Genomic DNA, 25,344 nt, shown 5'->3' with positions numbered 1-25,344 from the left:
GGGGAGGGGGCCTTGATGCGGCGCCAAGGGGGCAGCCTTTGTCGCAGCCGGCGAGGGCCCCCTCCGATGGGGGGCGTCCCCCATATGGAGGGATGGGGGCGCCGAGCTTCTGCTCTAGGGTGGATGAGCCCCAAAGAGGGCCACATGGAAGCAAACCGCCTGATGGCGCCACTCAATGAATGAGGAAACACGATGAAAGCGACTCCCATCGCCCTGCTGCTGGCAGGCTCCCTGATCTCTCCGCTCTGCGCCGCCGGGCTCGATGCCAGGCTCACCCTGGTGGAGGGCGGCACCGACGACGTGCGGGTCAACCTGACCCTGACCAACACGGGGGACAAGCCGGTGCGTCTGCTCAAGTGGCAGTTGCCTGGCAGCGAGGATGCCCCCCTGTTCCAGGTGGAGCGTGACGGTCAGCCGGTTGGCTACGAGGGGGCCCTGATCAAGCGGGCGGCCCCGACCGACAAGGACTTCCAGCTGCTCAAGGCCGGCCAGAGCCTGACGGTGCAGGCGGAGGTCTCAGGTCTCTACGACATGAGCGTCCAGGGGCAGTACAGCATCCGCTACCTGCTGCCGACCGTGGCGCAGGAGGGGAAAACCGCCAAGGCCAGGCAGGCCCGGGGGAGCGAATCCAATGCCGTGACCCTCTGGGTGGAAGGGGTAGCCGACGATAGGGTGCTGGCCAAGGCGGCCCTGGCCGAGCCCCAGGCGGTGACCGCCTCGGTCAGCTTCAGCGGCCGCTGCACCAACACCCAGAAGAGCGACATCCTGGCCGCGCTCGATGCCGCCAGCGGCATCACCAACAACTCCAGCAGCTATCTGGCGGTGGACAAGCCCGATGGCCAGCGCTATCGCAGCTGGTTCGGCGCCTATGACGCCGCCCGCTGGAACCAGGCCGAGGCGAACTTCAGCAAGATCAAGGATGCCATCGACAACAAGCCGCTCACCTTCGACTGTGGTTGCAAGCAGAGCTACTTCGCCTACGTCTATCCGGACCAGCCCTACAAGGTCTATCTGTGCAAGAGCTTCTGGACGGCACCCGTCACCGGGACCGATTCCCGCGCCGGCACCATAGTCCACGAGCTGAGCCACTTCAACGTGGTGGCGGGCACCGACGATCTGGGATACGGTCAGGCCAATGCCCGCAATCTGGCGAGCACGGATCCCCAGAAGGCGCTGAACAACGCCGACAACCACGAGTACTTTGCCGAGAATACCCCGAGCGAAAATTAATCCGTGAAGGGGCCGCGAGGCCCCTTCCCGTTGTTGAAGGAGCACCCATGATGACTCTCTTGCTCACCACCCTGGCGCTGGCCCCCCTGCAGTGCGAACTGTCGGTCAACGCCGAGAGCGGGGTGAACGAGCCCCTGCCCCTGGTGATGACCCTGACCAACCGGGGGGAGACCCCCCTTGAGGTATTGACCTGGTTCACCCCCTTCGAGGGGTGGTTTGCCGATGCCATCGACCTCACCCGCGATGGCCGGCCGCTGGCCTACCGGGGACCGCTGGCCAAGCGTGGTGAACCCGGAGATGGCGACTTCCTCCTGCTGGCACCGGGGGAACATAGCCAGGCCGATGCGGATCTGGCGCAGGCCTACGATCTGTCGCAGCCGGGCAGCTACCGGCTCAGCTATCGTGCCCAGCCCCTGGCGCTGACCCGGGGCGTGGTGCCAAGCTGCCCCGCCATCGACTTTACCCGGGTGGCGGCGCCCTAGGAGGTCGGTGGCTTGCTCTTCGCATCCAGCAGCCCGACGGCGCGGGCGGCCACCACCAGATAGCGCTTCGCCAGGCGGGGTGACGCTTTCCCTTCCCGCCAGCAGCAGTGCACCAGCTTGATCACGTGGTCGTCCAGGCTGACGAGGGCTCGCGACAGCACCGGATCCCAATCCCATCCCGCCGCATCCGGCCAGTGTTGAGCATGCAGCGCGGGTGCCCCGACCGTGACATAGGCGGCGGCCACCGCCTGCCACATAAGGTTCTGCCAGGGGGCTTTCAGCTCATCCGGCAGGTGGCGGGCGACGATGGCGGCGGCCCGGCTGCCGGTCACCAGGTGCAGCACGGTGAAGTTGCGGGTCTGCCAATAGAGGGGCAGGGCGGCCTCGGCCAGCTGTGCCAGCACATCGTCTCCGCCAGCCAGGCTGCGCGGCAGCGAGATCGGCCAGTCGGGATCCGCCGCCACCCGCCGCAGGCGGGCGGTGATCCACTCTCCCTGCCAGCGTGAACCTTCCTCTACAACCCGGAGGACAGGGCTGCCGCCCGGGGAAGCGGCCCTCGCTATCTGCTGGGGGACGAGCCGCCGCAGGATGACAGGGTGAAGACATGATGAAGAGATGGGGACGGGCCACGCCGTGCGCCAGGCCGCCCCTTGATACCGCCAAGGAGGCAAGATGGTACTGGAATCATTGAAACGGGAGCTGGAGCGCTTTGGCGAGCAGCACGACGAGGCCCAGCCGTCCCGTGACGGCAAGATGCTCAATATCACCCGGGACACAGGTGAACTGCTGGCGCTGCTGGTACAGACGCGAGGGGCGGCGGATGTGCTGGAGATTGGTACCTCCAACGGCTATTCCACCCTCTGGCTGGCGGAGGCGGTGAAACGGCTGGGGGGCCGGGTCACCACCATAGAGCGGGATGCGGGCAAGCTGGCCATGGCCGCCGCCAACTTCCAGCGTGCCGGGCTCGGCCCCTGGATTGAACAGCTGGCGGGGGAGGCTGGCAGCTTGCTGCCTACCCTGCCGACGGCGGGTTATCAGCTGGTCTTCCTGGACTCCGATCGCCAGCAATATCAGCGCTGGTGGCCCGAGATCCGGCGCCTGCTCGCCCCTCGCGGCCTGCTGGTGGTGGACAACGCCATCTCTCACCGGGAGGAGATGAGCGACTGGATGGCGGAGGTGGTGCAGGATCCGGCCTTCATGACCGCCCTGGTGCCGGTGGGCAAGGGGGAGTGGCTGGTGGCGCGCCTGTGAGCCCATGGCTCTTGCCGCATGGGACGAGCACCATCCCGTGGTGCTCGCTCACCTCATGGGAGCCCCAGAGCCACTAGCTTTCCCGGAGCCGCCGTGCTCTCTTTCCTCATCTTCCGCCCCCTCGTTCTGCTCCCGCGGTCGGCTTGCTGCCATATCGGCAGCGCTGGCAGTGTCGCCCTCTTCTTGGCGTTATCCACTATTTCGCTAAATATCCCCGTATTTCATGGTTGGGAGAGGAAACGTCTCGCGATATGTTTTGTCCATGCCGATAGCCAGCCGAATTAATGTGTGGCACTGACGTGGAAATATTAATCGCTGTGCTGCGGCAGCAGGATTGGAAAATAACCATTGCATGGCGCCAACCTATTCTGGTTGGCAAGCGTTCCGGGTATTTATAAATATAACGAGGTGGTTCATGAAGAAAGTACGTTCGCTGTTGTTGCTGGCGGCATTGCCGCTGGCCCTGATGAACTCGGCCCAGGCCCAATCCAGCCTCGCCGCCATCCAGAGCGCCGGGGTGATCAAGATTGGCACCGAAGGGGCCTACCCCCCTTTTACCTACCACGACAAGAGCGGCAAGCTGGTGGGCTTTGACGTGGAGATTGGTGAACTTATCGCAAGCGGCCTCGGGGTGAAGCCCGAGTTCGTCGAGGGCAAGTGGGACGGCCTCATCGCCGGGGTGGACGCCAAACGCTACGATCTGGTGCTCAACGAGGTGGCCATCACGCCGGAGAGGCTGAAAAAGTATGATTTTTCAGATCCCTACATCACCTCCAAGGCGGTGGTCGTGGTGCACAGCGACAATGACAGCATCAAGAGCTTTGCGGATCTGAAGGGCAAGAAATCCTCCCAGTCCCTGACCAGCAACTTCGCCCAGCTGGCGAAGGCGTCGGGGGCCGAGGTGGTGGCCACCGAGGGCTTCAACCAGTCCCTGGAGCTGGTGCTGACCGGACGGGTGGATGCCACCATCAACGACAGCCTCTCCTTCCTGGATTTCAAGAAGCAGAAGCCGGACGCCAAGTTGAAGGTGGCAGCCACCGAGGCCAAGGGGGATCAATCCGCCGTGCTGCTGGCCAAGGGGCAACCGGAATTGCTGGCCGCCATCAATCAGGCGCTGCGCACGGCCAAGCAAGACGGCAGTTACCAGAAAATATCGGTCAAGTATTTCGGCACCGACGTCTCGAATTAATATTCAGGCCGAATAATAACAATAAAGGAGAATTAACGTGCCTCCCTGGTTGCAGTTAATGATCGACTCTTTTTGGCCCCTGCTCAGTGCGGGGCTTATTTTTACCGTGCCACTCACCCTTATCACCTTCGTGCTGGGAATATTGCTCGGCTTGCTGGTGGCCCTGGCCAGGCTCTATGGCCCGTCTCCCCTGGTGGCCCTGGCTCGCTTCTATGTGTGGCTTGTTCGGGGCACGCCGCTGCTGGTGCAGCTCTTTCTCATCTTCTACGGCTTGCCGAGCGCCGGCATAGTGCTGGATGCCTTCACCGCCGCCGTCATCGGCTTCACCCTCAACATCGGCGCCTACAGCTCGGAGACCATCCGCGCCACCCTGGCGGCGATCCCGAAAGGGCAGTGGGAGGCGGCTCACGCCATCGGCATGAACTGGCCCCAGGCCATGGGACGGGTGATCCTGCCGCAGGCGGCGCGCATCGCTGTACCGCCCCTCTCCAACACCTTCATCTCCCTGGTCAAAGACACCTCGCTGGCGGCGGCGGTGACTGTGCCCGAGCTGTTCCAGGCGGCCCAGCGCCTCGCCTCCGTCACCTATGAGCCGCTCATCCTCTATATCGAGACGGCCCTCATCTACCTGATGTTCAGCTCTGTGCTCAGCCTGTTGCAAGATCGGCTGGAGCGCAGATTGACCCACAAAGAGACCCGGGAGGTCGCCCTATGATCCGGTTGAGCGGTATCGAGAAGCAGTTTGGTGGCAGGCCCGTGCTCAAGGGGGTGGGGCTGGCGATGGCCGCCGGCACGGTGACGGCGCTGATCGGCCCCTCCGGCAGCGGCAAGAGCACCTTGCTGCGCTGCGTGAATCTGCTGGAGCGACCCGATGCAGGCCAGCTGGTGCTGGGGGGAAGCGAGCTCGACTTCTCCCATCACCTGTCACGGCAGCAGGTGCTGACTCTGCGCCAGCAGACCGGCATGGTGTTCCAGAACTTTCAGCTGTTCCCGCACATGACGGTGCTGGAGAACGTGATGGAGGGGCTGGTGACCGTCTTGAAGTGGCCCAGGGAGAAGGCGAGGGCGAGGGGCCTGGCCCTGCTGGACAAGGTGGGGCTCAGGCACAAGGCCGAGGCGGTGCCCGCCACCCTCTCCGGCGGCCAGCAGCAGCGGGTCGCCGTTGCCCGGGCGCTGGCGCCATCCCCCAAGGTGCTGCTCTGCGACGAGCCCACCTCGGCGCTGGATCCCGAGCTGGCGCTGGAGGTGCTGGCCGTGCTGCGCCAGCTGGCGCGCGAAGGTACCACCATGCTGATCGCCACCCACGACCTGCGCCTCGCGGCCCAGATAGCCCAGCAGGTGATCTTTCTGGAAGGGGGCGAGGTGGTGGAGGCGGGCAGCGCGCGCCAGATGTTCACGACCCCCAGGCGAGCCCGTACCTTCGAGTACATCTCCACCCTGACCGAACGGCAGCCGGAGAACTGGAGCATCTAGCCGCGACTGCCCACGAAGGCGAGATAAAGAAACAGCCCCGCACGAGCGGGGCTGTTTGCATGGCAGCTTGGTTGCGACGGCAGATCACACGGCCAGGTAGTCCATGATCCCTTCGGCGGCCTTGCGGCCCTCGTAGATGGCGGTCACCACCAGATCCGAGCCGCGCACAGCATCGCCACCGGCGAACACCTTGGGGTTGCTGGTCTGGAAGGCGTACTCCGCCTTCTCGGGGGCCTTGATGCGATCCCGGCTGTCGAGCTCGACACCGTGTTCCGCCATCCAGGGCTGGGGGTTGGGCTGGAAGCCGAACGCCATCACCACCGCATCGGCGGGCAGCACCTGCTCGGAGCCTTTGATGACTACCGGATTGCGGCGGCCGTTGGCATCGGGTTCGCCGAGCTCGGTGCTCACCACCTTGATGCCGCAGGTGCGGCCCTGGGCGTCCAGCTCCACCCCGACCGGCTGCAGGTTGAACATGAATTCCACCCCTTCCTCCTGGGCGTTCTTCACCTCCCGCTTGGAACCCGGCATGTTCTCGGCGTCGCGGCGGTAGGCGCAGATCACCCGATCGGCCCCCTGGCGGATGGCGGTGCGCACGCAGTCCATGGCGGTATCGCCCCCGCCGAGCACCACCACCTGCTTGCCGGCGAAGTCGATGTAATCGGCTTGCGCCTTCTCGAAGCCCAGCAAGCGATTGGCGTTGGAGATGAGGTAGGGCAGGGCGTCGTAGACCCCAGGCGCGCTCTCGTTCTCGAAGCCGCCCTTCATGTACTTGTAGGTGCCGACCCCGAGGAAGACCGCATCGAACTCGCCGAGCAGGTCTGCGAAGGTGACGTCACGGCCCACTTCGGTCTCGAGACGAAACTCCACCCCCATCCCCTCGAAGATCTCGCGGCGGCGCTGCATCACCTCCTTTTCCAGCTTGAAGGAGGGGATGCCGAAGGTCAGCAGGCCGCCGATCTCCGGGTACTTGTCGAACACCACAGGGGTCACGCCGTTGCGGGCCAGCACGTCGGCACAGGCAAGGCCGGCAGGGCCCGCGCCGATGACGGCGACCCGCTTGCCGGTCTTGACCACCTTGGAGAGATCCGGGCGCCAGCCCATCTCGAACGCCTTGTCGGTGATGTACTTTTCGATGTTGCCTATGGTCACGGCGCCGAAGCGATCGTTGAGGGTGCAGGCCCCCTCACACAGTCTGTCTTGCGGGCAGACGCGGCCGCACACCTCCGGCAGGCTGTTGGTCTGGTGGGAGAGCTCCACCGCCTCCAGGATGCGCCCCTCGTTGGCCAGTTTCAGCCAGTTGGGGATGTAGTTGTGGACCGGGCACTTCCACTCGCAATAGGGGTTGCCGCAGTCGAGGCAGCGATCCGCCTGCATGCCGACCTGGGCCTGGTTGAAGGGCTCGTAGATCTCCACAAACTGGATCTTGCGGATCTTGAGCGGCTTCTTGGGCGGGTCGACCCGCTGGACATCGATAAACTGGAATACGTTCTGGCTCATAGGGTTCCCTCCTTATTGCGCCTGGATTCTGAGTTCTGCACTGGAACGGCTGGTGTGGCCCAAGAGGGACTTGACGTCGCTGGACTTGGGTTTGATCAGCCTGAACTTGGGCACATAGGAGTCGAAGTTGGCCAGGATCTCCTCGGCGCGCGAGCTGCCTGTCTCGTTGAGGTGCGCCGTGATGATGCCGCGCAGGTGCTCCTGGTGGATGGCGAGATCCGCCACCTCCAGCAGTTCGACCAGCTCGGGGTTGGTGCGCTTGGCAAAGTTGCCGCACTCGTCGAGCACGTAGGCGAAGCCGCCTGTCATGCCCGCCGCGAAGTTGACGCCGGTCTTGCCGAGCACGGTGACGATGCCGCCTGTCATGTATTCACAGCCGTTGTCACCGATCCCCTCGACCACCGCCAGGGCCCCTGAGTTGCGCACCGCGAAACGCTCGCCGGCAGTGCCTGCGGCATAGAGCTTGCCGCCGGTGGCGCCGTAGAGGCAGGTGTTGCCGATGATGGCCGCCTCGTGGGATTTGAACGCCACGCCGACGTGGGGCTTGATCACCAGCTTGCCGCCGGTCATCCCCTTGCCCACGTAGTCGTTGGCGTCCCCGGTGAGGATCATCTCGAGGCCACCCGCGTTCCAGACGCCGAAGCTCTGACCGGCTGTGCCGTTGAAGTGCACCTTGACCGGATCGGCCGCCATGCCCTGGTTGCCGTGGCGTTTCACTATCTCGCCGGAGAGGCGCGCCCCCACGGAGCGGTCGGTGTTGCGGATGTCGTAGCGGAACTCGCCACCACTCATGTTCTCGACGGCATCCAGCAGGTCCTCCACCATCTTGAGGTTCAGCGGCCCCTTGTCGAAGGTGGGGTTGTGCTGCTGGCTGAACAGGCTGGAGCCTGCCGGTGCCACCGGGGTCGCCAGCACGCCGGACAAGTCCAGCTTGGCCTGACGGGCGGTGAGGCCGGGCAGGGCTTCCAGCAAGTCGGTGCGGCCGATAAGGTCGGTGAGCTGGGTGACGCCGAGCTCGGCCATCAGCTCGCGGGTCTCCTCGGCGATGAACTTGAAGTAGTTCATCACCATCTCCGGCAGGCCGGTGAAGTGTTCGCGGCGCAGCTTCTCATCCTGAGTGGCGACGCCGGTGGCGCAGTTGTTCAGGTGGCAGATACGCAGGTATTTGCAGCCGAGCGCCACCATGGGGCCGGTACCGAAGCCGAAGCTCTCGGCGCCGAGGATGGCCGCCTTGATGATGTCGAGACCGGTCTTGAGACCACCGTCCACCTGCAGCCGCACCTTGTGGCGCAGGCCGTTGGCGACCAGGGCCTGCTGGGTTTCGGCCAGCCCCAGCTCCCAGGGGGAACCGGCGTATTTGACCGAGGTGAGCGGGCTCGCGCCGGTGCCGCCGTCATAGCCGGAGACGGTGATGAAGTCCGCATAGGCCTTGGCCACGCCGCAGGCGATGGTGCCGACGCCGGGCTCGGAGACCAGTTTCACCGACACCAGGCAGTTCGGGTTGATCTGCTTGATGTCGAAGATGAGCTGGGCCAAGTCCTCGATGGAGTAGATGTCGTGGTGGGGCGGCGGCGAGATCAGGGTCACGCCGGGCACGGAGTAGCGCAGCTTGGCTATCTGGGCCGTCACCTTGTCACCGGGCAGCTGGCCACCCTCGCCGGGCTTGGCGCCCTGGGCCACCTTGATCTGCACCACGTCCGCGTTCATCAGGTAGTGGGGGGTGACCCCGAAGCGACCCGAGGCCACCTGCTTGATGCGCGAATTCTTCTCGGTGCCGAAGCGCTTGGGATCCTCGCCGCCTTCGCCGGAGTTGCTCTGACCGCCGAGGCGGTTCATGGCGATGGCCAGGGCCTCGTGGGCTTCAGGGCCGAGGGCGCCGATGGACATGGCGGCGGAGTCGAAGCGGGGGAACAGCTTGGCCGCAGGCTCGACCTGATCCAGCGCCACCGGGGTGGTCCCCTTCCTGAGCACCAGCAGGTCGCGCAGGGTCGCCACCGGGCGCTCGTTCACCAGGCGGGCGTACTCCTTGTATTCGGCGTAGTTGCCGGAGCGCACCGCCACTTGCAGGGTCTGCACCACGTCCGGGTTGTAGGTGTGGTACTCGCCGCCGTGGACGAATTTCAAGAGGCCACCCTGGGTCAGCGGCTTGCGTCCGAGCCAGGCCTGACGGGCCAGGTTCACCTGATCCTGCTGGATGTCGGCAAAGTCGGCCCCCTGGATGCGGCTCGACACGCCGCGGAAGCAGAGCTCCACCACGGAGCTGGACAGACCCACGGCCTCGAACAGCTGGGAGCAGCGGTAGCTCGCCACCGTGCTGATGCCCATCTTGGACATCACCTTGTAGAGGCCCTTGTTGATGCCGTTGCGGTAGTTCAGCATGGCCTGGCGCAGGCTCATCTTGAGCACGCCTTCTTCTACCTGCTTGGCGAGGGTCTCGTAGGCGAGATAGGGGTAGATGGCGGTGGCACCGAAGCCCAGCAGCACGGCGAAGTGATGCGGGTCGCGCACGCTCGCGGTTTCCACCAGGATGTTGGCGTCACAGCGCAGGTTGTTGTCCACCAGGGTACGCTGCACCGCCCCCACCGCCATGGCGGCCGGGATGGGCAGGGTATCCGGGCTGATGTCCCGGTCTGACAGTACCAGCAGCACGGTACCGCTGCGGGCCGCGGTCTTGGCCTCTTCGCACAGGCGCTCCAGGGCGGATTGCAGCCCCTCTTCGGGTTGGTAGTTGAGGCTCAGCACCGCATGGCGATAGTGCTCCCCTTCCAGGGCCAGCAGTTGGTGGAAGTCGGAGTAGAGCAGGATCGGCGACTGGAACAGCACCCGGTGGGCGTGACCGAAGGTCTCGTTGAACACGTTCTGCTCGCGGCCGATACAGGTGGCCAGGGACATGACGTGGTTTTCCCGCAGGGGATCGATGGGCGGGTTGGTCACCTGGGCGAACATCTGGCGGAAGTAGTCGTACAGGGTGCGCTGGCTGGAGGAGAGCACCGCCATGGGAGTGTCGTCCCCCATGGAGCCCACCGCCTCCTGGCCATTCTCGCCGAGCACGCGGATCACCTGGTCCAGTTCCTCATAGGAGTAGCCGAACAGCTTCTGATAGGTCTTGAGGCGGTCGTCCGGGAACTCGCGGGCACCGGTGCTGGCGTCGTCCATCTGCTCGAACGGCACCAGGCGCTTGCAGTGCTTGTCCATCCACTGCTTGTAGGTGTGGCGGCTCTTGAGGTCGTCGTCGATCTCGAAGCTGGTCCAGATCTTGCCGTTGCTGGTATCGACCACGAACAGCTCGCCCGGGCCGACCCGGCCCTTCTCCAGCACCTCGTCCGGGGTGTAGTCCCAGGTACCCACTTCGGAGGCGAGGGTGATGAACTTGTCCTTGGTGATGACGTAGCGGGCCGGACGCAGGCCGTTGCGGTCGAGCGCGCAGGTGGCGTAGCGGCCGTCGGTCATGACGATGCCGGCCGGGCCGTCCCAGGGCTCCATGTGCATGGAGTTGAAGTCGTAGAAGGCGCGCAGGTCGTCATCCATGTTCGGGTGCTTCTGCCACGCAGGCGGGATCAAGAGGCGCATGGCGCGGAACAGGTCCATGCCGCCGGCCAGGAAGAGATCCAGCATGTTGTCGAGACTGGAGGAATCCGATCCCGTGGTGTTGACGAAGGGGGCCGCCTCCTGCAGATCCGGGATCAGCGGGGTCGCGAACTTGTAGCTGCGCGCCTTGGCCCACTGGCGGTTGCCGGCGATGGTGTTGATCTCGCCGTTGTGGGCGAGGTAGCGGAACGGCTGCGCCAGCGGCCAGCGCGGGCTGGTGTTGGTGGAGAAACGCTGGTGGAACACGCAGATGGCCGCCTGCATGCGGATGTCGGCGAGATCCAGATAGAAGCGCGGCAAATCCACCGGCATGCACAGCCCTTTATAGACGGTGACCAGGTTGGAGAGGCTGACCACGTAGAAGTAGTCGTCGCTGATGCGCTTCTCGATGCGGCGGCGCACTATATAGAGGCGGCGCTCGAGATCCTTGTCGACCCAGCCCGGGGGGGCGTTGACAAAGACCTGTTCGATGCTGGGCAGGGAGGCCTTGGCGATGGTGCCGAGTACATTGGTATCGATGGGCACCTTGCGCCAACCGACCAGACTCAGGGTCTCTTTTTCCAGCTCCTCGTCGATGATGTCGCGGGTGGCCTGGGCCAGGACGGGGTCCGGGTTCAGGAACAGCATGCCGACCGCGTAGTTGCGGCCCAGGTGCCATCCCTTCTCTTCGGCGACGGCTCTGAAGAAGCTGTCGGGTTTTTGCAGCAACAGGCCGCAGCCGTCGCCGGTCTTGCCATCGGCGGAGATGCCGCCGCGGTGCTGCATGCGAGCCAAGGCTGACATCGCGAGACGGACAAGCTTGTGGCTGGCTTCCCCTTCCATGTGGGCCAACAGGCCGAAGCCACAGTTATCCCTCTCCAGCTTTGGATCATATAGTGACATTGCATTTCTCCCTTGCTCGGCCTTCCATCGCACTGTCATCAACAGATTGCATAAATTGCGATTGGCTCTTGTGGTTCCGTCCGCCTGAGGTGGCGAATCTCCAAACTAATGGGATTTTCGAGCAAGGTCAATTGGACATCCCGCCTGTTTGCAATGTTACATTGCCATAACAAAATGTGGGTTTTAGAGACTCAAACAGCATTTTTATGTATTTAATGCTGTGATATTTTTATTTATTAGTCATATATGCTGACGATGGTGACTTTGGTGGTTGACTGCATCGTGGCGCAGAACTGTAGTAATTTTACAAATTCCTTCTGCCTGGGCTTGGCGGGGATCACATTTCGAGATCCTGCATCTTGCATTTGCCCATATGCGAGCTAATCAAGATTTTTTCAGTGCTAACAGCCGGTTAGGGGAGTATGGTTTTCTCTTTTTTCCCGTTTTTCCTGGCAGGGGTGGTTTCCAAAAGTAGCCGCAAAAGCCTTTTGTTGGGTATTTATCGCACTCGACGTGAATATTTATATGATTTTAGGGAAGGGCCTGGCTTGATCCAGCTCAGCCTGCTCGGCGGTGCGTACCGCTAAAATGGCGCCTCATCTCGGAGGTGTCATGCAGTTACACGAACTCGTCAATACATTCGGCCAGGACCTCAAGCAGCGTCACGGCCAGAAGATCCACAAACTCTCCATTCACGGCGCCTTCACCTGCCCGAACCGGGACGGCACCCTGGGGCGCGGCGGCTGTACCTTCTGCAATGTCTCCTCCTTCGCCGACGAGTCGGCCCAGCAGCTCTCCGTGGTGCAGCAACTGCTGGCCCGCCGGGACGAAGTGACCCGCGCCAAGCGCTATCTCGCCTATTTTCAGGCCTATACCAGCACCTATGCCGAAGTGGAATATCTGCGGCGCATGTATGAAGAGGCGCTGTCGGTGAGCGACATGGTGGGACTCTGCGTCGGCACCCGCCCTGACTGCGTGCCGGATGCGGTGCTGGATCTGCTGGCGGACTACCAGGCCCGGGGTTACGAGGTATGGCTGGAGCTGGGGCTGCAGAGTGCCAACGACAAGACCCTGCAAAGGATCAACCGGGGACACGGTTACGCCGCCTATGCGGATGCGGTGCGGCGAGCCCATCTGCGCGGCATCAAGGTCTGCGCCCACCTTATCGTCGGTCTGCCGGGGGAGGCGGCCATGGAGAGCCTGGAAACCCTGCACCGCGTCGTGGAGACGGGGGTGGAGGGAATCAAGCTGCATCCGCTCCACGTGGTACAGGGCAGTACCCTCGGCAAGGCGTGGCAGGCGGGACGGCTGGATGTGCTCACTCTGGAGCAGTATGTGGCAGCGGCGGTCGCCATGATCCAGCACACGCCCCCCGAGGTGGTCTATCACCGCGTCTCGGCCTCGGCGCGCCGCCCGACCCTGTTGGCACCCGCCTGGTGCGAGAACCGCTGGACCGCCATGACCGAGATCGCCGCCGAACTGGCTCGCTTCGGTCCCCAGGGACAACGCCTGGGACGTCCCTTCTCTCTCCCGCTTTCAAATGAGCTGAGGCTCTAATTTCGTCAAAAAAACAGTGGGTTATTAGATGAAATTCAGTCTTTGCAGTATAGTTTCGTTCAAGTCACCTTGATAAGATGGTGGGCTTGAAAAAAGATATGTTTATCAATAACTCTTTGCGGTTTATGTACCGGGCGGGATCTCTTCGCACTGGGTGGCAGCTTCCCCGATGACACCGAGCGCCCTGCATGTCCATTCCTTCCCGGCATGACGATGTGGGAGTCTGGCCGTGGGCTGTGTGCCACTGCCCCGTGCGCTAATTGGGTTGTCGGTTTGTGGCGGGGTCGCTGCCTGCATTCATGAAACGCGCCAGATTCCGGGTGATGATGACCGACAACCTTCCGAATCATGTTTTGATGGGATGCTATGCAAGCAGAAACCAGCCATATAGATGAGCTATTGGAGTGCCTGGTCTTTTTGACCCGCTTTTATGGGGTGCCCAACAGCCAGGATGCCCTGACCACTGGCTTGCCGCTGGTCTCCGGTCGCCTGAGCACGGCACTCTTCAGCCGTGCCGCCGAGCGTGGCGGCCTCTCCGCCCGCGAGGTGATCCAGCCGCTCGATCAGATCTCCTCCCTGCTGTTGCCCTGCGTCCTGCAGACGCGTCATGGCGGCGCCTGCATCCTGCTGGAATGGAATGAAGACCGAAGCCAGGGCAAGGTGATCTTTCCCCAGGCCGGGGATGCAGCCCAGTGGGTCAGCACCGCCCAGCTGGGAGACGAGTACAGCGGTCGCCTGTTTTACGTCAAGCGGCAGTTCAAGTTCGACGAGCGCTCCCCCAAGGTGCTGGAAACCCGCGACGGTCACTGGTTCTGGAGCACGCTGTTCGAATCCCGGGGCATCTACCGAGACGTGCTGATCGCCTCCATCCTCATCAACCTGTTCGCGGTGGCCAGCCCCCTGTTCACCATGAACGTGTACGACAAGATAGTGCCGAATCTGGCATTCGATTCCCTCTGGGTATTGGCCGTCGGGGCCATGGTGGTATTTACCTTCGATTTCGTGATGCGCCAGCTGCGCAGCTACTTCATCGACATCGCCGGCAAGAAATCCGACGTGCTGCTGTCGGCCAAGATCTTCGCCAAGGTGATGGGGATGAAGATGGAATCCCGTCCTGCCTCGACCGGTGCCTTTGCCAAGCACCTCCAGGAGTTCGAGTCCGTGCGGGAGTTCTTCACGTCGGCCACCGTTTCCACCCTGATCGATCTGCCGTTCGCCATCTTCTTCCTGTTCATCATCTGGATCTTCGCCGGCGTCATGGTGGTGGTGCCCATCGTCGCCATCTTGATCCTGGTGGCGTACAGCTTCTATATCCAGGCACCGCTGAAGCAGTCCATCGAGGAGGGGTCACGCCTCGCCTCCCAGAAGAATGCCAACCTCATCGAGAGCATCTCTGGCCTCGAGACCGTGAAGATCTTCGGGGCCGAGAGCATGTTCCAGCATCGCTGGGAGCAGGCGGTATCCCATATTTCGACCTGGGGTGTGCAGACCCGGCGTATCACCAACTCCATGTCGTCGCTCGCGAGCTACATCCAGCAGGTGGTGACGGTGGGACTCGTCATCGTCGGCGTCTACCAGATCTCGGAAGGGCTGGTGACCATGGGGGGCATGATCGCGGCCGTGATGCTGTCGAGCCGCGCCATCGCCCCCATGGTACAGCTCTCCGTTCTCTCGACCCGCTATAACCAGGCCAAGTCTGCCCTGGAGATCCTGGAGAAGATCATGATGACGCCGGGCGAGCAGGAGGAGGGCAGGCAGTACATCCACCATCCTGTCATCCAGGGGCGCATCGAGTTCGAGAACGTCTCCTTCAAGTATCCGGGCATGGAGAGCAGCACCCTGCACAACATCAACCTGCGTATCGAGCCGGGCGAGAAGGTCGCCATCATAGGCCGGATAGGCGCGGGCAAGACCACCCTGGAGAAGTTGCTGATGGGGCTCTATCGCCCCACGGACGGGCTGGTGCGTCTCGACGGCTTCGAGCTGGATCAGCTGCCGCCGACCGCCATTCGCCGCAACATCGGCTGCGTACCGCAGGACGTGACCCTCTTCTTTGGCTCGGTGCGGGACAACATCATGCTGGGCAATCCCCTGGTGGACGACGCCCGTGTCCTGCGCGCGGCCAAGCGGGCCGGGGTGACCAACTTTACCAACCGGGATCCCAATGGCCTCGACAGGCAGATCGGCGAGGGGGGGCGTCAGCTCTCCGGCGGCCAGCGTCAGGCCATACTGCTGGCCCGGGCCCTGCTCAACGATCCCCCCATTCTGGTGATGGACGAACCGACGTCCAACATGGACAACCAGTCGGAGATGCACGTCAAGCAGGAGCTGGCGCGGCTGGGGCCCGAGACCACCCTGATCCTCATCACCCACAAGACCTCCATGCTGGACGTCGCCTCCCGGGTCATCGTCGTGGAGCAGGGCAAGATAGTGGCGGACGGCCCCAAAGAGGTGGTGCTGCAACAATTGAAGGAAGGCAAGGTGCGGGTGCAGGAGACGGCTCATGGCTAGCAACTGGTTCAAGAAGTCGGCTCCCGATACCGTCTTGCCCGCCCCCGAGCACCTGGAATACGTGGACGATGGCGCCGCGGCCGTCTTGCTGACGACGCCGACCCGCGCCAGGGTGCTGCTCTGGGCCTGCTTCCTGTTTTTCATGAGCGCCATCGTCTGGGCCGCCTGGGCCGAGCTTGACGAGGTCACCGTCGGCCAGGGCAAGGTGATCCCGTCTCGCCAGCTGCAGGTGATCCAGAACCTGGAAGGGGGGATCGTCAAGGAGATCTTCGTCAAGGAGGGGGACATCGTCGAGAAGGGGCAGCCTCTGCTGCGCATCGACGACACCCGCTTCAAGTCCGATTTTCGCGAACGGGAGCAGGAGCTGGTGACCCTGAAGGGGGACATCGCCCGTCTGCGTGCCGAGATCCGCAGCGTGGTGGTCAAGAGCGAGCCCAATCTGGGCTGGCGTGAGCAGGTGGTCATCGACAAGCAGCCCATCGAATTTCCCGAAGGGTACGAGAACGTGTTCGCCGAATATGCCGCCCGTGAAAAATCGGTGCAGGAGGCGAGGCTCAACAACCTCAAGAACCAGCTTTACATTCTGGGGCAGCAGATCGAGCAGAAAGAGCAGGAAACCATAGAGCTCAACGCCAAGATCAGGACGGTGGGCCGCAGCGTGGATCTCGCTCGTCAGGAGCTCAACATCAGCCGTCCCCTCGCAAAAGAGGGTATAGTTCCTCAAGTGGAGCTAATAAAGCTCGAGCGGCAGGTCAACGAGATGCAGGGTGAGCTGGAGGCGAACCGCCTGCTCATCCCCAAGCTCAACTCGGTGCTGCGGGAGACCATCTCCAAGCGCAACGATATCGCCCTGAAATTCAGAGCCGACTCCCAGACCGAGCTCAATGAGCGGCAGGGCAAGCTCAGTCAGTTGTCCGAGGGCCAGGTCGGCCTGCGGGACAGAGTCGATCGAACCAGTGTGATCGCGCCCCTCAAGGGCACCATCAAGAAACTCAAGATCAATACCCTGGGAGGCGTCGTCCAGCCCGGCATGGATCTGATGGAGATAGTACCGCTGGAAGATACCCTGCTGGTCGAAGCCAAGGTGTCGCCCAAGGATATCGCGTTCCTGAGACCCGGATTGGAGGCCGTGGTCAAGATAACCGCTTATGATTTCACTGTTTATGGAGGTTTACATGGAAAGGTTGAACAGATAAGCGCCGACTCGATCCAGGATGAGGAGGGCAACTCCTTCTATCTGGTGCGAGTACGAACCGAGAAGAGTTATCTGGGCGATGAGCTAAACGCACTTCCCATCATCCCCGGTATGTTAGCCAGTGCAGATATCATTACTGGTAAAAAAAGTGTCCTAGACTACTTGCTGAAACCCATCTTGAGGGCTAAGCAGTCGGCACTGAGAGAACGATAAGCCAACAATCTAAAAACAACATGACTGGAGATACCATGAAGAAGACGATTGTTGCCATGCTGGTTAGTGGCACCATACTGTTCCCGGGCCTGAGCCAGGCACAGACGCTGGAACAGTCAGTGGCACAGTCACTGGCTACCCATCCGAAAATCAAGGAAGCTTTTGATCTCTATCAGGCACGACTGTACCAGCATGATGGGGCCAAGGGCGGTTACTATCCCACCATCGATCTGCGTGGTGGCGTCGGTTACGAGAAGACCGACAGCCCCTCCACCCGCGCGGCGGGGGCCAACTCGCAGACGATCGATGACTCCATGACCCGTAAAGAGGCCGGGATCAGCCTGCGCCAGATGCTGTTTGACGGCTTCGATGTCAGCAGCAACGTGGCCCGGACCGATGCCGCTGCCCAGGCCCAGCGTCTCGCCCTGATCTCGGAGGCGGAAAACACGGCGTTGCGCGTGGCAGAGGTATACCTCAACATGCTGCGTCAGCAGGAGATCCTGGAGCTTTCCAAGCAGAACCTGGAAACCCACGAGCAGATCCGCAGCGACATCCAGAAGCGGACCGATTCCGGTCTGGGATCGACGGCGGATCAGACTCAGATCGACGGCCGGGTGGCGCGCGCCTACTCCAACCAGGCGGCGGCCGAGAACAACTATCGGGATGCCGAGAGCGAGTTCATCCGCGTCGTGAATGAGGTGCCCAAGGATCTCGTGCAGCCGGTGCCGAACGCCCAGCTTCTGCCAGCCACGCTGGAAGATGCGCTGAAGACGGCGACCGAGGTGCACCCGACCCTGCTTTCCTCCCTGCAAGACATCGAGGAGGCCAAGTACCAGCATGAGGGGTCCAAATCCGGGTTCTACCCGAACGTGGCCTTCGAGGTAGACCAGAACTGGAACGAGGACATCGATGCGGTCAAGGGGCGCAACGACGATCTCACCGCCATGGTCCGGATGCGTTACAACCTGTTCCGTGGCGGCTCCGATCTGGCCGAAAGCAAGGCCACCTCGGCACTCTATTCCCAGGCGAAAGACATTCACCTGAATGCCTTCCGTCAGGTGGAGGAGGGGACTCGTCTGGCCTGGAATGCCAAGGAGTCGCTGGCCAAGCAGAAAGTCTTCCTGAAAGAGCACGTGGACGCCAGCTATGACACCGTACAGGCGTACAAGAAACAGTTCGGTCTGGGCCAACGGACCTTGCTGGATGTGCTGAACACGGAAAACGAGCTGTTCGAGGCGCGTCGCAGCTACATCACGGCCGAGTATGACTCCCTGCTGGCGGATTATCGCATCCTCAATGCCACGGGTGGCCTGCTCAACGCCATGAATGTACAGCAGCCCGCCGAGTGGCAGGCCAACAACAACTGATGGCCATCGCGCTGATGCAATATCAGACAGGAGGAATGGCTGCAGCTTGCTGCAGTCATTCTTTTATGTGTTTGGCCCTGCGTTGAAGATTGCGATGGCATGCCACAGGGGAATCATGTGACATCGGTGGGCAAGAACGAGGGCCGTCTGTTGTGGCCTGCATGGCGCATTTGCTCGGCGCAGCGTTGGTTGCCTCGTCTGCTGTGGCTGGTGTTGCTCGCCATTCCCCTGTTGCTCAGCGCCAGTCAGCCCTTGTCATCGGAAGATCTCAAGCTGGTCAAGCGGGCGGAGGAAACTTATGGCCCTCGTGCAGGGAAACGGGTGACCAGCTGGCGTACCCTGGCGATGCAGAGCAGCGCCGCAGGTCTGACGGATCGACAGAAGCTGGAGAAGGTAAACCAGTTCTTCAACCAGATGCGTTTTATCGATGACATCAAGTTGTGGCACAAGAAGGATTATTGGGCGACGCCGCTGGAGTTTTTGGGGGCTGCGGGCGGAGACTGTGAAGACTTCAGCATTTCCAAGTATTTTACGCTGCTGGAGCTTGGCATTCCGGATGAAAAAATGCGAATGGTATATGTCAAGGCATTGGATTATAACCAGTTTCATATGGTCGTTGCCTATTATGAGACGCCTGCGTCAGTTCCTCTCATTCTGGACAATATTGTCGGAGCCATTCGTCCGGCCACGCAGCGTGCGGATCTGGTGCCAATTTACAGTTTTAACGGTAGTCACTTGTGGCTGATGAAAGCACGTGGTCAAGGGGAAATGGCCGGGCAGTCATCTCGCTTGGGATTATGGACGGATTTACGCAATCGCATGACGTCAGGGCGATTGGCTCGGCCTGCGGTGAATTTGGATGATTAACCTATGACGCTCTACAGACAACTATTGGCAACCATGCTGTTACTGTTCGGATTGCTGTTTGCCGCCACTTATTGGGTACAGTTCGATTCGACCCGCAGTTACCTGGCGCAGCAGCAGGAGACCACCGTCATCAATACCTCCACCGCGCTGGGTCTGGCATTGACGCCCTATCTGGAAAACGGTGACAAGGTGGGGGCCGAATCCGTCATCAAGGCGGTCTTTGACGGCGGCTACTACAAGCTGGTGCGCCTCGATCTGCTGGCATCCAAGAATGTCATCGAACTCGAGAACAGCAGCCAGATCGAGGGCGTTCCCCAGTGGTTCATCGGGCTGGACCTTTTTCCTGAGGTATCCAATGAATCCATCTTGACCTCGGGTTGGTTGCAACTGGGCAAGTTGAAGGTGGTGGGCCACCCGGGACAAGCCTACTACAAGCTTTGGCAGGGCATGAGCGAGCTGGCGACCTGGTTCCTGGTCGGATTCCTGATCACCACGCTCCTGTTGATGCGGGCGCTCAACTACCTGCTCAAGCCACTCAAGCTCATCTGCGAGCAGGCGGTCGAGATAGAGCTGCACCATTTCGGGCACGCCATTCCCGAACCCAGGACCCGTGAATTGAAGCAGGTGGTGCAGGCCATCAATACCCTCTCGAGCAAACTGGCGGTGCAATTCAAGGAGCAGGCGGACGAAGCCGAGAATCTGCGTGCCCGTGTCTATGTCGATGCCGTGTCCGGCCTCGGCAACCGCTCTTACTTCGTCGGGCAGGTCAATGCCTGGATTGCCGAGGCGGGCCAGGGGGGGGTCATGCTGGTGGCCGTCGACATGCTGGACGATCTCTATCGCGAAGAGGGCTTTGCCGCGCGAGACAACATGGTCAAGTCCATCGCCCAGGTGCTCAGGGAGCTGCTGGATGGTTGGAATGGGGCGGCCCTTGCCCGCATCTCAGCCACCGAATACGCCTTGCTCTGTCCGACCGACGAGCTGTCGCAGCTCAAGGATCTGGCGGAACTCATCAACAGCCGCATCGCCGATCTGGTGGTCAACCCCATGGGAGAACGAGGTGCACTTTCCGTGGTCGGTATCGCCGGTCGCGACGGGAGTGACGATCTCTCGGCTCTGCTGACCAAGGCGGACAATGCCCTTGGCAAGGCGCGCAACGAGCGGCGCGGTGCCGTCGTGATGGAAGGGGGAACAGAGCAGGGCCTGATGGGACGTCTGGCCTGGCGTGATCTGGTGCAGGACGCCATGGCCAGAAACCTCTGGCGCTTCAAGGCGCAGCCCGCCTGTCGCTTCGATGATGGCACGCGTCTGCATGCCGAGTTGTTTGCCGCCATCTCGCGAGACGGTACCGATTACTTCGCGGGCCAGTTCTTGCCGGCCATAGAGCAATTCAAGATGGGGGCCGAGTTTGACAAGGCGATACTGGACGCCTGCCTCCCCTTGTTCCAACAGCACTCCGATCTGGTGCTGGCGGTCAATATCACGGCTGGCTCTCTCTGTTCGGATGAGTTCCTGACCTGGCTGAAGGGCTATCTGGCGCAAAACGGCGAGCTGAAAGAGCGGCTGCTGTTCGAGATCCCTGAGGCGGCCATCATGAAACACAAAGAACAAGTGACCAGCCTGGCCGAGGTGCTTAGAGCACATGGATTCCTGTGGGGAGTCGATCATTATGGCCGCCACTTCCAATCCCTCGGCTACCTGGAGGAGCTGGCCCCCGCTTACGTCAAGGTGGACCATGGCTATACCAGCCAGGTGATGGAACCTGGTGCAGATACCTCCTTCCTGGCGGCGGTGTGTCGGGCTGCCCATAATGCGGGTGTGACGACGATTGCAACCCGGGTTGAAGATCAGCAACAGGTTGAGGTGTTGTCCAGCCTGCACATAGACGGTTATCAGGGCTTCGTTCATCCGGCCTTCCCACTGCCGTAAGTCACACAACGCGATAAAAACGGGCCCATTAAGGGCCCTTTTTTATATCTATTTAGAATATCTCAGTAGCCTTTGTGCGATGAAGAGACAAGAGAACGGAATGTGTAATTGTTACTTCATTGATTTATATGTGTAAAAAATATTCGTTCGATTTACTGCATCGGATGAAGCCAAAGAGATTCAATCCTGTACATTTTTGCAACGGAAGCAAGATGGGCGTGCATCTAGAGTGTAGGCATCAAGATCTGTCACCTTGGAGCAATGGATATGCGCACCCAAATCATCGACAAAACCGTCGTCGTCTCTTCCGTGGAAGGCAATGTTCAGATCCTGCTTGCCGATGGCAGCAGCCGTCCCCTCCAGCCTGGTGAGATATTGCAACCAGGCGCCAGGCTCAATATTGCCGATGATGCCAAGTTGATGCTGGCTCCCTACGATGACAGCCCGGCTCCGGCCAATGTCGCCCCTGCTGGTCCGGATGTTCCCGCCGATGGACAACCCTCCTCATCGGTTGCCACTCGTCAGCCGGGCTCGCCAGAGGTGTCGCCGGAAATTGCGGCACTGCAAGAATCCATCTTGCAAGGGGTCGACCCGACTCAGAACTTTGAAGCTGCGGCAGCTGGCGGAGCGCCCGCCGCAGGTGGTGGCGGTGGCATCGGCGGGGTGGCGGGAGCCAGTGGCAACGGTGGCTTTGTCGTCATCGATCGGACTGGTGATGCAACCATAGCGGCGGCCGGATTTGACACCAGCTATGCCACCCTGGCCCCACAAGATGTGCTGCAGGAAGATGACCTGCTGCCCGACAATGAGCTCGATGATCTGGATGAATCCTCCGTTACCCTGGAAGATCAGGCCGTCAGTGGCAACCTTCTGGACAACAGTACCAACCCGGACGGTCCCCTCGAGGCATCGATTGTCTCATATAGCTGGGGCAGCAACCTCGGCATCGAAGCGGGTGTCGAGAGCACACTGGATGGCATCGGCACACTCATCATCAATGCCGACGGCTCCTATACCTTTACGCCGGCCCCGAATTACTCAGGATCCGTGCCTCCGGTCAACTACGTTGTGACCGATGGTGCCGATACGGCTGTCTCCATATTGACGGTTACCATTACTCCCGTGGATGAGCCCGTTTCCCTAGAAGGGTTGCAAGTAGACGGTGGTGAGCTTGTCCTGGATGAGGCGGCATTGGCAGATGGCAGTAATCCCAATAGCTCGGCCCTGACCAAGAGCGGCACCTTCACCTTCAATGCGGCGGATGGCGTGCAAAGCCTGACGCTGGGCGGTGTGGTACTCGTCAACAACGGCCAGGTCATTACCGGCTTCCCTCAGACGATCCCCAGCCCGCTGGGCAACCAGCTGCTGGTCACCGGGATCAGCTACAACCCGGTCACCGGTATCGGCAGCGTGAGCTACAGCTATACCCTGAATGATAACGAAGTCCACAACCAGCCTGCCAATGACACGGCTCTGACAGAAAGCTTCAATGTCGTGTTGACGGACAGCGATGGCGACACGACCAGTGCTGGACTGGATGTGGTGTTCCTCGACGACGTGCCGACGGCGGTGAGCGACGTCAACCCGACGGCGGCGACGGAGAACAACCTGGTCCTCAATGGCAACGTCATGACCAACGACGTGCAGGGGGCGGACGGTGCGGCGGTGACCGCGGCCAACCTGAGCGGCACCTATGGCAGCCTGGTGCTCAATGCCGACGGCACCTACAGCTACACCCTCAACCCGAACGATGCGGACTTCAAGGCACTGACCGGGGGCGGGGTGGGCAGTGAAGTGTTCACCTACACCCTGACGGATGCGGACGGGGACGTGAGCACGGCGACCCTGACCCTGACCATCAGGAACGACGACGACGGGGTGACCATCACCAACCTGACGCCCAAGGGCGAGGGTGGGGATGCCATCGTGTACGAGGACGACCTGCTGGGCAATCGAGGCCTGAACGAATCGGCGGGGTCGGACAGCAGCAAGGAGTCGACCACGGTGACCGGCAGCTTCAACGTCAGTGCGCCGGACGGGGTGAAGAGCCTGAGCGTGGGTGGCATCAACCTGGTGGTGAACGGGGTGGTGGGGAGCTTCCCGCAGAGCGTGACGACACCGGAGGGGAATACCCTGACCATCACGGGGTACAACGCAGGCAGCGGGCTGGTGAGCTACAGCTACACCTTGCTGGACAACGAGGCGCACCCGACGGCGGGTGGCAACAACAGCGTGTACGAAGACTTCGCGGTGAGCCTGGTGGACAGCGATGGCGACTCGGCGACGAACACCCTGAGCGTGCAGATTGTGGATGACGTGCCTCTAGTGATGGCACCCGCCATGGGGGTCATGCTGAATCAATCTGGGGTAACCGGTACCTTCCTGCTGGATGGTGATGGCACTCTGTCCAACAACTATGGTGCTGATGGGGGGAACATCCGCTTTAACAGTGCACTAAATGGCAGCAACAGCGGGATGACATCGGGTGGCTTGCCCATTACCTATGTACTCTCTGCTGATGGCATCACCCTGACGGCCTCCACGGCCGCGGGAACTGTGTTCATCGCAACCTTGCAGCCGGGATCTGCCACCTACCAGATCCAGATGATAGGAGAGGTCGATGGCGGACAGACCACTATCGACTTCAATGGCGGCGGCTATAACTTCGTCGGTGGTAACGGGCCTTGGGCAGGCTTTACCTCGGTGGTGAATGACAGCAAGGATCTGTTACTGACGGCAATGACGGGCGGGGTGGATGGTGGCACCGTCAACACCACGGCCAATACAGGTGGGATCAGTGGTGGGGCATCGATTGGGCCTAATGAGGCGATGCGGATCGATTTCGTCGTCGACTTGACAGGCTCTCCGGGGAGTAGCGGGTCCTATGGCGATCCGGCCACTCATGCCTTCGAGGCACACTATGATGTTAATGGTGCTTCGGCCCTGTTTACCGCTATCAGTAGTGGTGGTTCCAGTGTGAAGATCATTGCCCGTCAGGATGTCGATAATGACAATGACATTGGCGATGGCAACAAAGAGTCGCTGACCGCAGTTGCTATCAGTTTCAATGGCGCGACTAGGATTGTCAGCATCGCAGCTGGCATGTCACAGACAGTCTCGGTAGGAGGGCGCAACTTTACGGTCAACTTTACCGATGATGATCCTGGCGCAGGAGTAGCCTATGTGGCGACCGTTGTGGGGGTTGTCTCAGACACCAAACTGGCTGCCTATACGGCCGATGGCTATAACAGCCTGGAATTCCATCATGCGGCAGGTAGTGACTTCAAAATTGGGGACTTTGGTTCCAGTGTTGCTACCCCCGGGATCCCGGTCAATCTGCAGTTGCCAATTACCTTGACCGACGGTGACGGGGATGCAGTTAACAGCAACATTAGCCTTAGTCTGTTGCCGGAGGCACCCTTAACTCTGGATTATGACTCCGCCGCCAGTGGCGTGGCTGTGACCTTCAACAGCACACAAGGACACGCCATAGGTTCAGACTTCGATGACAGCATCACGGGGAATAGCCTGGATAATATCTTGTCTGGTGGCTCTGGTGATGACCTGCTCTTCGGGTCGGATGGCAAGGATACCTTGGTCGGGGGAACCGGGAACGATCAGCTGAGTGGAGGTATTGGCAACGATACCCTGATCGGAGAGTCCGGCAACGACATCCTGCTGGGCGGTGATGACAACGATATTCTCGTAGGCGGAACGGGTAGTGATACTTTGACTGGTGGGGCCGGCAAGGACACCTTCAAGTGGCAGTCGGGTGAGTCTGGCGGTACCGACGTCATCAAGGATTTCACCACGGGCACCAATGGGGATGTGCTGGATCTGAGCGAACTGCTTAGTGGCGAGCATGCCAACGCAACCTCTCTGGATCAGTATCTGAACTTTGCCTCCGGTCCGGGAGCGAATAAATCGACCCTGACGATCGATCTGGATGGTTCGGCTGGGGGGACCACGACCCATACCATCTTCTTTGACAACGTGGATCTGACGGCCAATTCGACACGGACTGACCTGCAGATCATTCAGGACTTGTTGGACCAGGGCAATCTCAAGGTCGATCCTTAATCAAACCCAGGGGCCGGGCTTGCCCGGTCC

At 61.3% G+C, this 25,344-nt stretch carries 15 protein-coding genes and 1 pseudogene; 13 read left to right on the top strand and 3 right to left on the bottom strand.

The genetic code is table 11. The features are described 5' to 3' along the window. The first annotated feature begins 192 nt into the window (after nt 1-192). Nucleotides 193-1,230, top strand: coding sequence for a M35 family metalloendopeptidase (locus BN1132_RS15190; protein WP_042078582.1), 1,038 nt, complete (start codon nt 193-195; stop codon nt 1,228-1,230). Nucleotides 1,231-1,277: 47 nt separating this feature from the next. After that, complete coding sequence (locus BN1132_RS15185) at nt 1,278-1,712, top strand: hypothetical protein (RefSeq protein WP_042078580.1); 435 nt, start codon at nt 1,278-1,280, stop codon at nt 1,710-1,712. Here the strand turns inward: BN1132_RS15185 and BN1132_RS15180 are convergent. Beyond that, nucleotides 1,709-2,224, bottom strand: a pseudogene (locus BN1132_RS15180) (questin oxidase family protein); the annotation flags it as partial. The gene BN1132_RS15185 and the pseudogene BN1132_RS15180 sit on opposite strands and share 4 nt — an antisense overlap. A 160-nt stretch (nt 2,225-2,384) precedes the next feature. On the opposite strand from BN1132_RS15180, the gene BN1132_RS15175 reads away from it, so the two are divergent. The 4 genes from BN1132_RS15175 to BN1132_RS15160 all read left to right on the top strand — a co-directional run bounded on the left by BN1132_RS15175 (nt 2,385) and on the right by BN1132_RS15160 (nt 5,625). After that, the gene (locus BN1132_RS15175; protein ID WP_042078579.1) at nt 2,385-2,963 is read left to right on the top strand and encodes an O-methyltransferase; all 579 of its coding nucleotides are present in this window, start codon (nt 2,385-2,387) and stop codon (nt 2,961-2,963) included. A gap of 415 nt (nt 2,964-3,378) precedes the next feature. Beyond that, entirely contained in the window at nt 3,379-4,152 is a 774-nt protein-coding gene (locus BN1132_RS15170; protein WP_042078577.1) for an amino acid ABC transporter substrate-binding protein, read from the top strand. 58 nt (nt 4,153-4,210) lie between these two features. Continuing rightward, nucleotides 4,211-4,867 (top strand): amino acid ABC transporter permease, encoded by a 657-nt coding sequence (locus BN1132_RS15165; protein ID WP_209428977.1) that lies wholly within the window; start codon nt 4,211-4,213, stop codon nt 4,865-4,867. Then, on the top strand, nt 4,864-5,625 hold the full coding sequence (locus tag BN1132_RS15160) for an amino acid ABC transporter ATP-binding protein (protein WP_042078573.1): 762 nt from the start codon (nt 4,864-4,866) through the stop codon (nt 5,623-5,625). The genes BN1132_RS15165 and BN1132_RS15160 overlap by 4 nt, the downstream gene beginning before the upstream one ends. Nucleotides 5,626-5,709: 84 nt before the next feature. On the opposite strand, the gene BN1132_RS15155 is transcribed toward BN1132_RS15160, so the two are convergent. Both BN1132_RS15155 and gltB read right to left on the bottom strand, forming a co-directional pair. Continuing rightward, entirely contained in the window at nt 5,710-7,125 is a 1,416-nt protein-coding gene (locus BN1132_RS15155) for an FAD-dependent oxidoreductase (protein ID WP_042078572.1), read from the bottom strand. A gap of 12 nt (nt 7,126-7,137) precedes the next feature. Further along, nucleotides 7,138-11,595 carry a glutamate synthase large subunit gene (gene gltB / locus BN1132_RS15150; protein WP_042078571.1) on the bottom strand — a complete coding sequence of 1,486 codons (4,458 nt, stop codon included), beginning with the start codon at nt 11,593-11,595 and terminating at the stop codon, nt 7,138-7,140. Nucleotides 11,596-12,207: 612 nt separating this feature from the next. On the opposite strand from gltB, the gene BN1132_RS15145 reads away from it, so the two are divergent. The 7 genes from BN1132_RS15145 (at nt 12,208) to BN1132_RS15110 (ending at nt 25,314) form a co-directional block, all read left to right on the top strand. Then, nucleotides 12,208-13,152 carry a tRNA modification radical SAM protein MnmL/YtqA gene (locus BN1132_RS15145; protein ID WP_042078570.1) on the top strand — a complete coding sequence of 315 codons (945 nt, stop codon included), beginning with the start codon at nt 12,208-12,210 and terminating at the stop codon, nt 13,150-13,152. Between the two features lie 366 nt (nt 13,153-13,518). After that, on the top strand, nt 13,519-15,663 hold the full coding sequence (locus tag BN1132_RS15140) for a type I secretion system permease/ATPase (RefSeq protein ID WP_042078568.1): 2,145 nt from the start codon (nt 13,519-13,521) through the stop codon (nt 15,661-15,663). Beyond that, nucleotides 15,656-17,071: an HlyD family type I secretion periplasmic adaptor subunit gene (locus BN1132_RS15135; protein WP_042078567.1), complete on the top strand. Its 1,416-nt coding sequence runs from the start codon at nt 15,656-15,658 to the stop codon at nt 17,069-17,071. The genes BN1132_RS15140 and BN1132_RS15135 overlap by 8 nt, the downstream gene beginning before the upstream one ends. Nucleotides 17,072-17,106: 35 nt before the next feature. Beyond that, entirely contained in the window at nt 17,107-18,438 is a 1,332-nt protein-coding gene (locus tag BN1132_RS15130; protein WP_042078566.1) for a TolC family outer membrane protein, read from the top strand. A gap of 126 nt (nt 18,439-18,564) precedes the next feature. Then, on the top strand, nt 18,565-19,305 hold the full coding sequence (locus BN1132_RS15125; RefSeq protein WP_408854803.1) for a transglutaminase-like cysteine peptidase: 741 nt from the start codon (nt 18,565-18,567) through the stop codon (nt 19,303-19,305). A gap of 3 nt (nt 19,306-19,308) precedes the next feature. Beyond that, entirely contained in the window at nt 19,309-21,234 is a 1,926-nt protein-coding gene (locus BN1132_RS15120) for an EAL domain-containing protein (RefSeq protein WP_042078565.1), read from the top strand. A gap of 267 nt (nt 21,235-21,501) precedes the next feature. Further along, on the top strand, nt 21,502-25,314 hold the full coding sequence (locus tag BN1132_RS15110; protein ID WP_244462951.1) for a retention module-containing protein: 3,813 nt from the start codon (nt 21,502-21,504) through the stop codon (nt 25,312-25,314). Nucleotides 25,315-25,344: the final 30 nt, after the last annotated feature.

The organism is Aeromonas sanarellii (assembly GCF_000820085.1).
Classification (GTDB): Bacteria; Pseudomonadota; Gammaproteobacteria; order Enterobacterales; family Aeromonadaceae; genus Aeromonas; species Aeromonas sanarellii.
This window is presented reverse-complemented; position numbering and strand designations above follow the sequence as displayed.

Excerpts from the sequence above, each read along its gene's own strand:
- BN1132_RS15190 (WP_042078582.1), top strand. The coding sequence starts at position 193 with ATGAAAGCGACTCCCATCGCCCTGCTGCTGGCAGGCTCCCTGATCTCT.
- BN1132_RS15185 (WP_042078580.1), top strand. The coding sequence starts at position 1,278 with ATGATGACTCTCTTGCTCACCACCCTGGCGCTGGCCCCCCTGCAGTGC.
- BN1132_RS15175 (WP_042078579.1), top strand. The coding sequence starts at position 2,385 with ATGGTACTGGAATCATTGAAACGGGAGCTGGAGCGCTTTGGCGAGCAG.
- BN1132_RS15170 (WP_042078577.1), top strand. The coding sequence starts at position 3,379 with ATGAAGAAAGTACGTTCGCTGTTGTTGCTGGCGGCATTGCCGCTGGCC.
- BN1132_RS15165 (WP_209428977.1), top strand. The coding sequence starts at position 4,211 with ATGATCGACTCTTTTTGGCCCCTGCTCAGTGCGGGGCTTATTTTTACC.
- BN1132_RS15160 (WP_042078573.1), top strand. The coding sequence starts at position 4,864 with ATGATCCGGTTGAGCGGTATCGAGAAGCAGTTTGGTGGCAGGCCCGTG.
- BN1132_RS15155 (WP_042078572.1), bottom strand. The coding sequence starts at position 7,125 with ATGAGCCAGAACGTATTCCAGTTTATCGATGTCCAGCGGGTCGACCCG.
- gltB (WP_042078571.1), bottom strand. The coding sequence starts at position 11,595 with ATGTCACTATATGATCCAAAGCTGGAGAGGGATAACTGTGGCTTCGGC.
- BN1132_RS15145 (WP_042078570.1), top strand. The coding sequence starts at position 12,208 with ATGCAGTTACACGAACTCGTCAATACATTCGGCCAGGACCTCAAGCAG.
- BN1132_RS15140 (WP_042078568.1), top strand. The coding sequence starts at position 13,519 with ATGCAAGCAGAAACCAGCCATATAGATGAGCTATTGGAGTGCCTGGTC.
- BN1132_RS15135 (WP_042078567.1), top strand. The coding sequence starts at position 15,656 with ATGGCTAGCAACTGGTTCAAGAAGTCGGCTCCCGATACCGTCTTGCCC.
- BN1132_RS15130 (WP_042078566.1), top strand. The coding sequence starts at position 17,107 with ATGAAGAAGACGATTGTTGCCATGCTGGTTAGTGGCACCATACTGTTC.
- BN1132_RS15120 (WP_042078565.1), top strand. The coding sequence starts at position 19,309 with ATGACGCTCTACAGACAACTATTGGCAACCATGCTGTTACTGTTCGGA.
- BN1132_RS15110 (WP_244462951.1), top strand. The coding sequence starts at position 21,502 with ATGCGCACCCAAATCATCGACAAAACCGTCGTCGTCTCTTCCGTGGAA.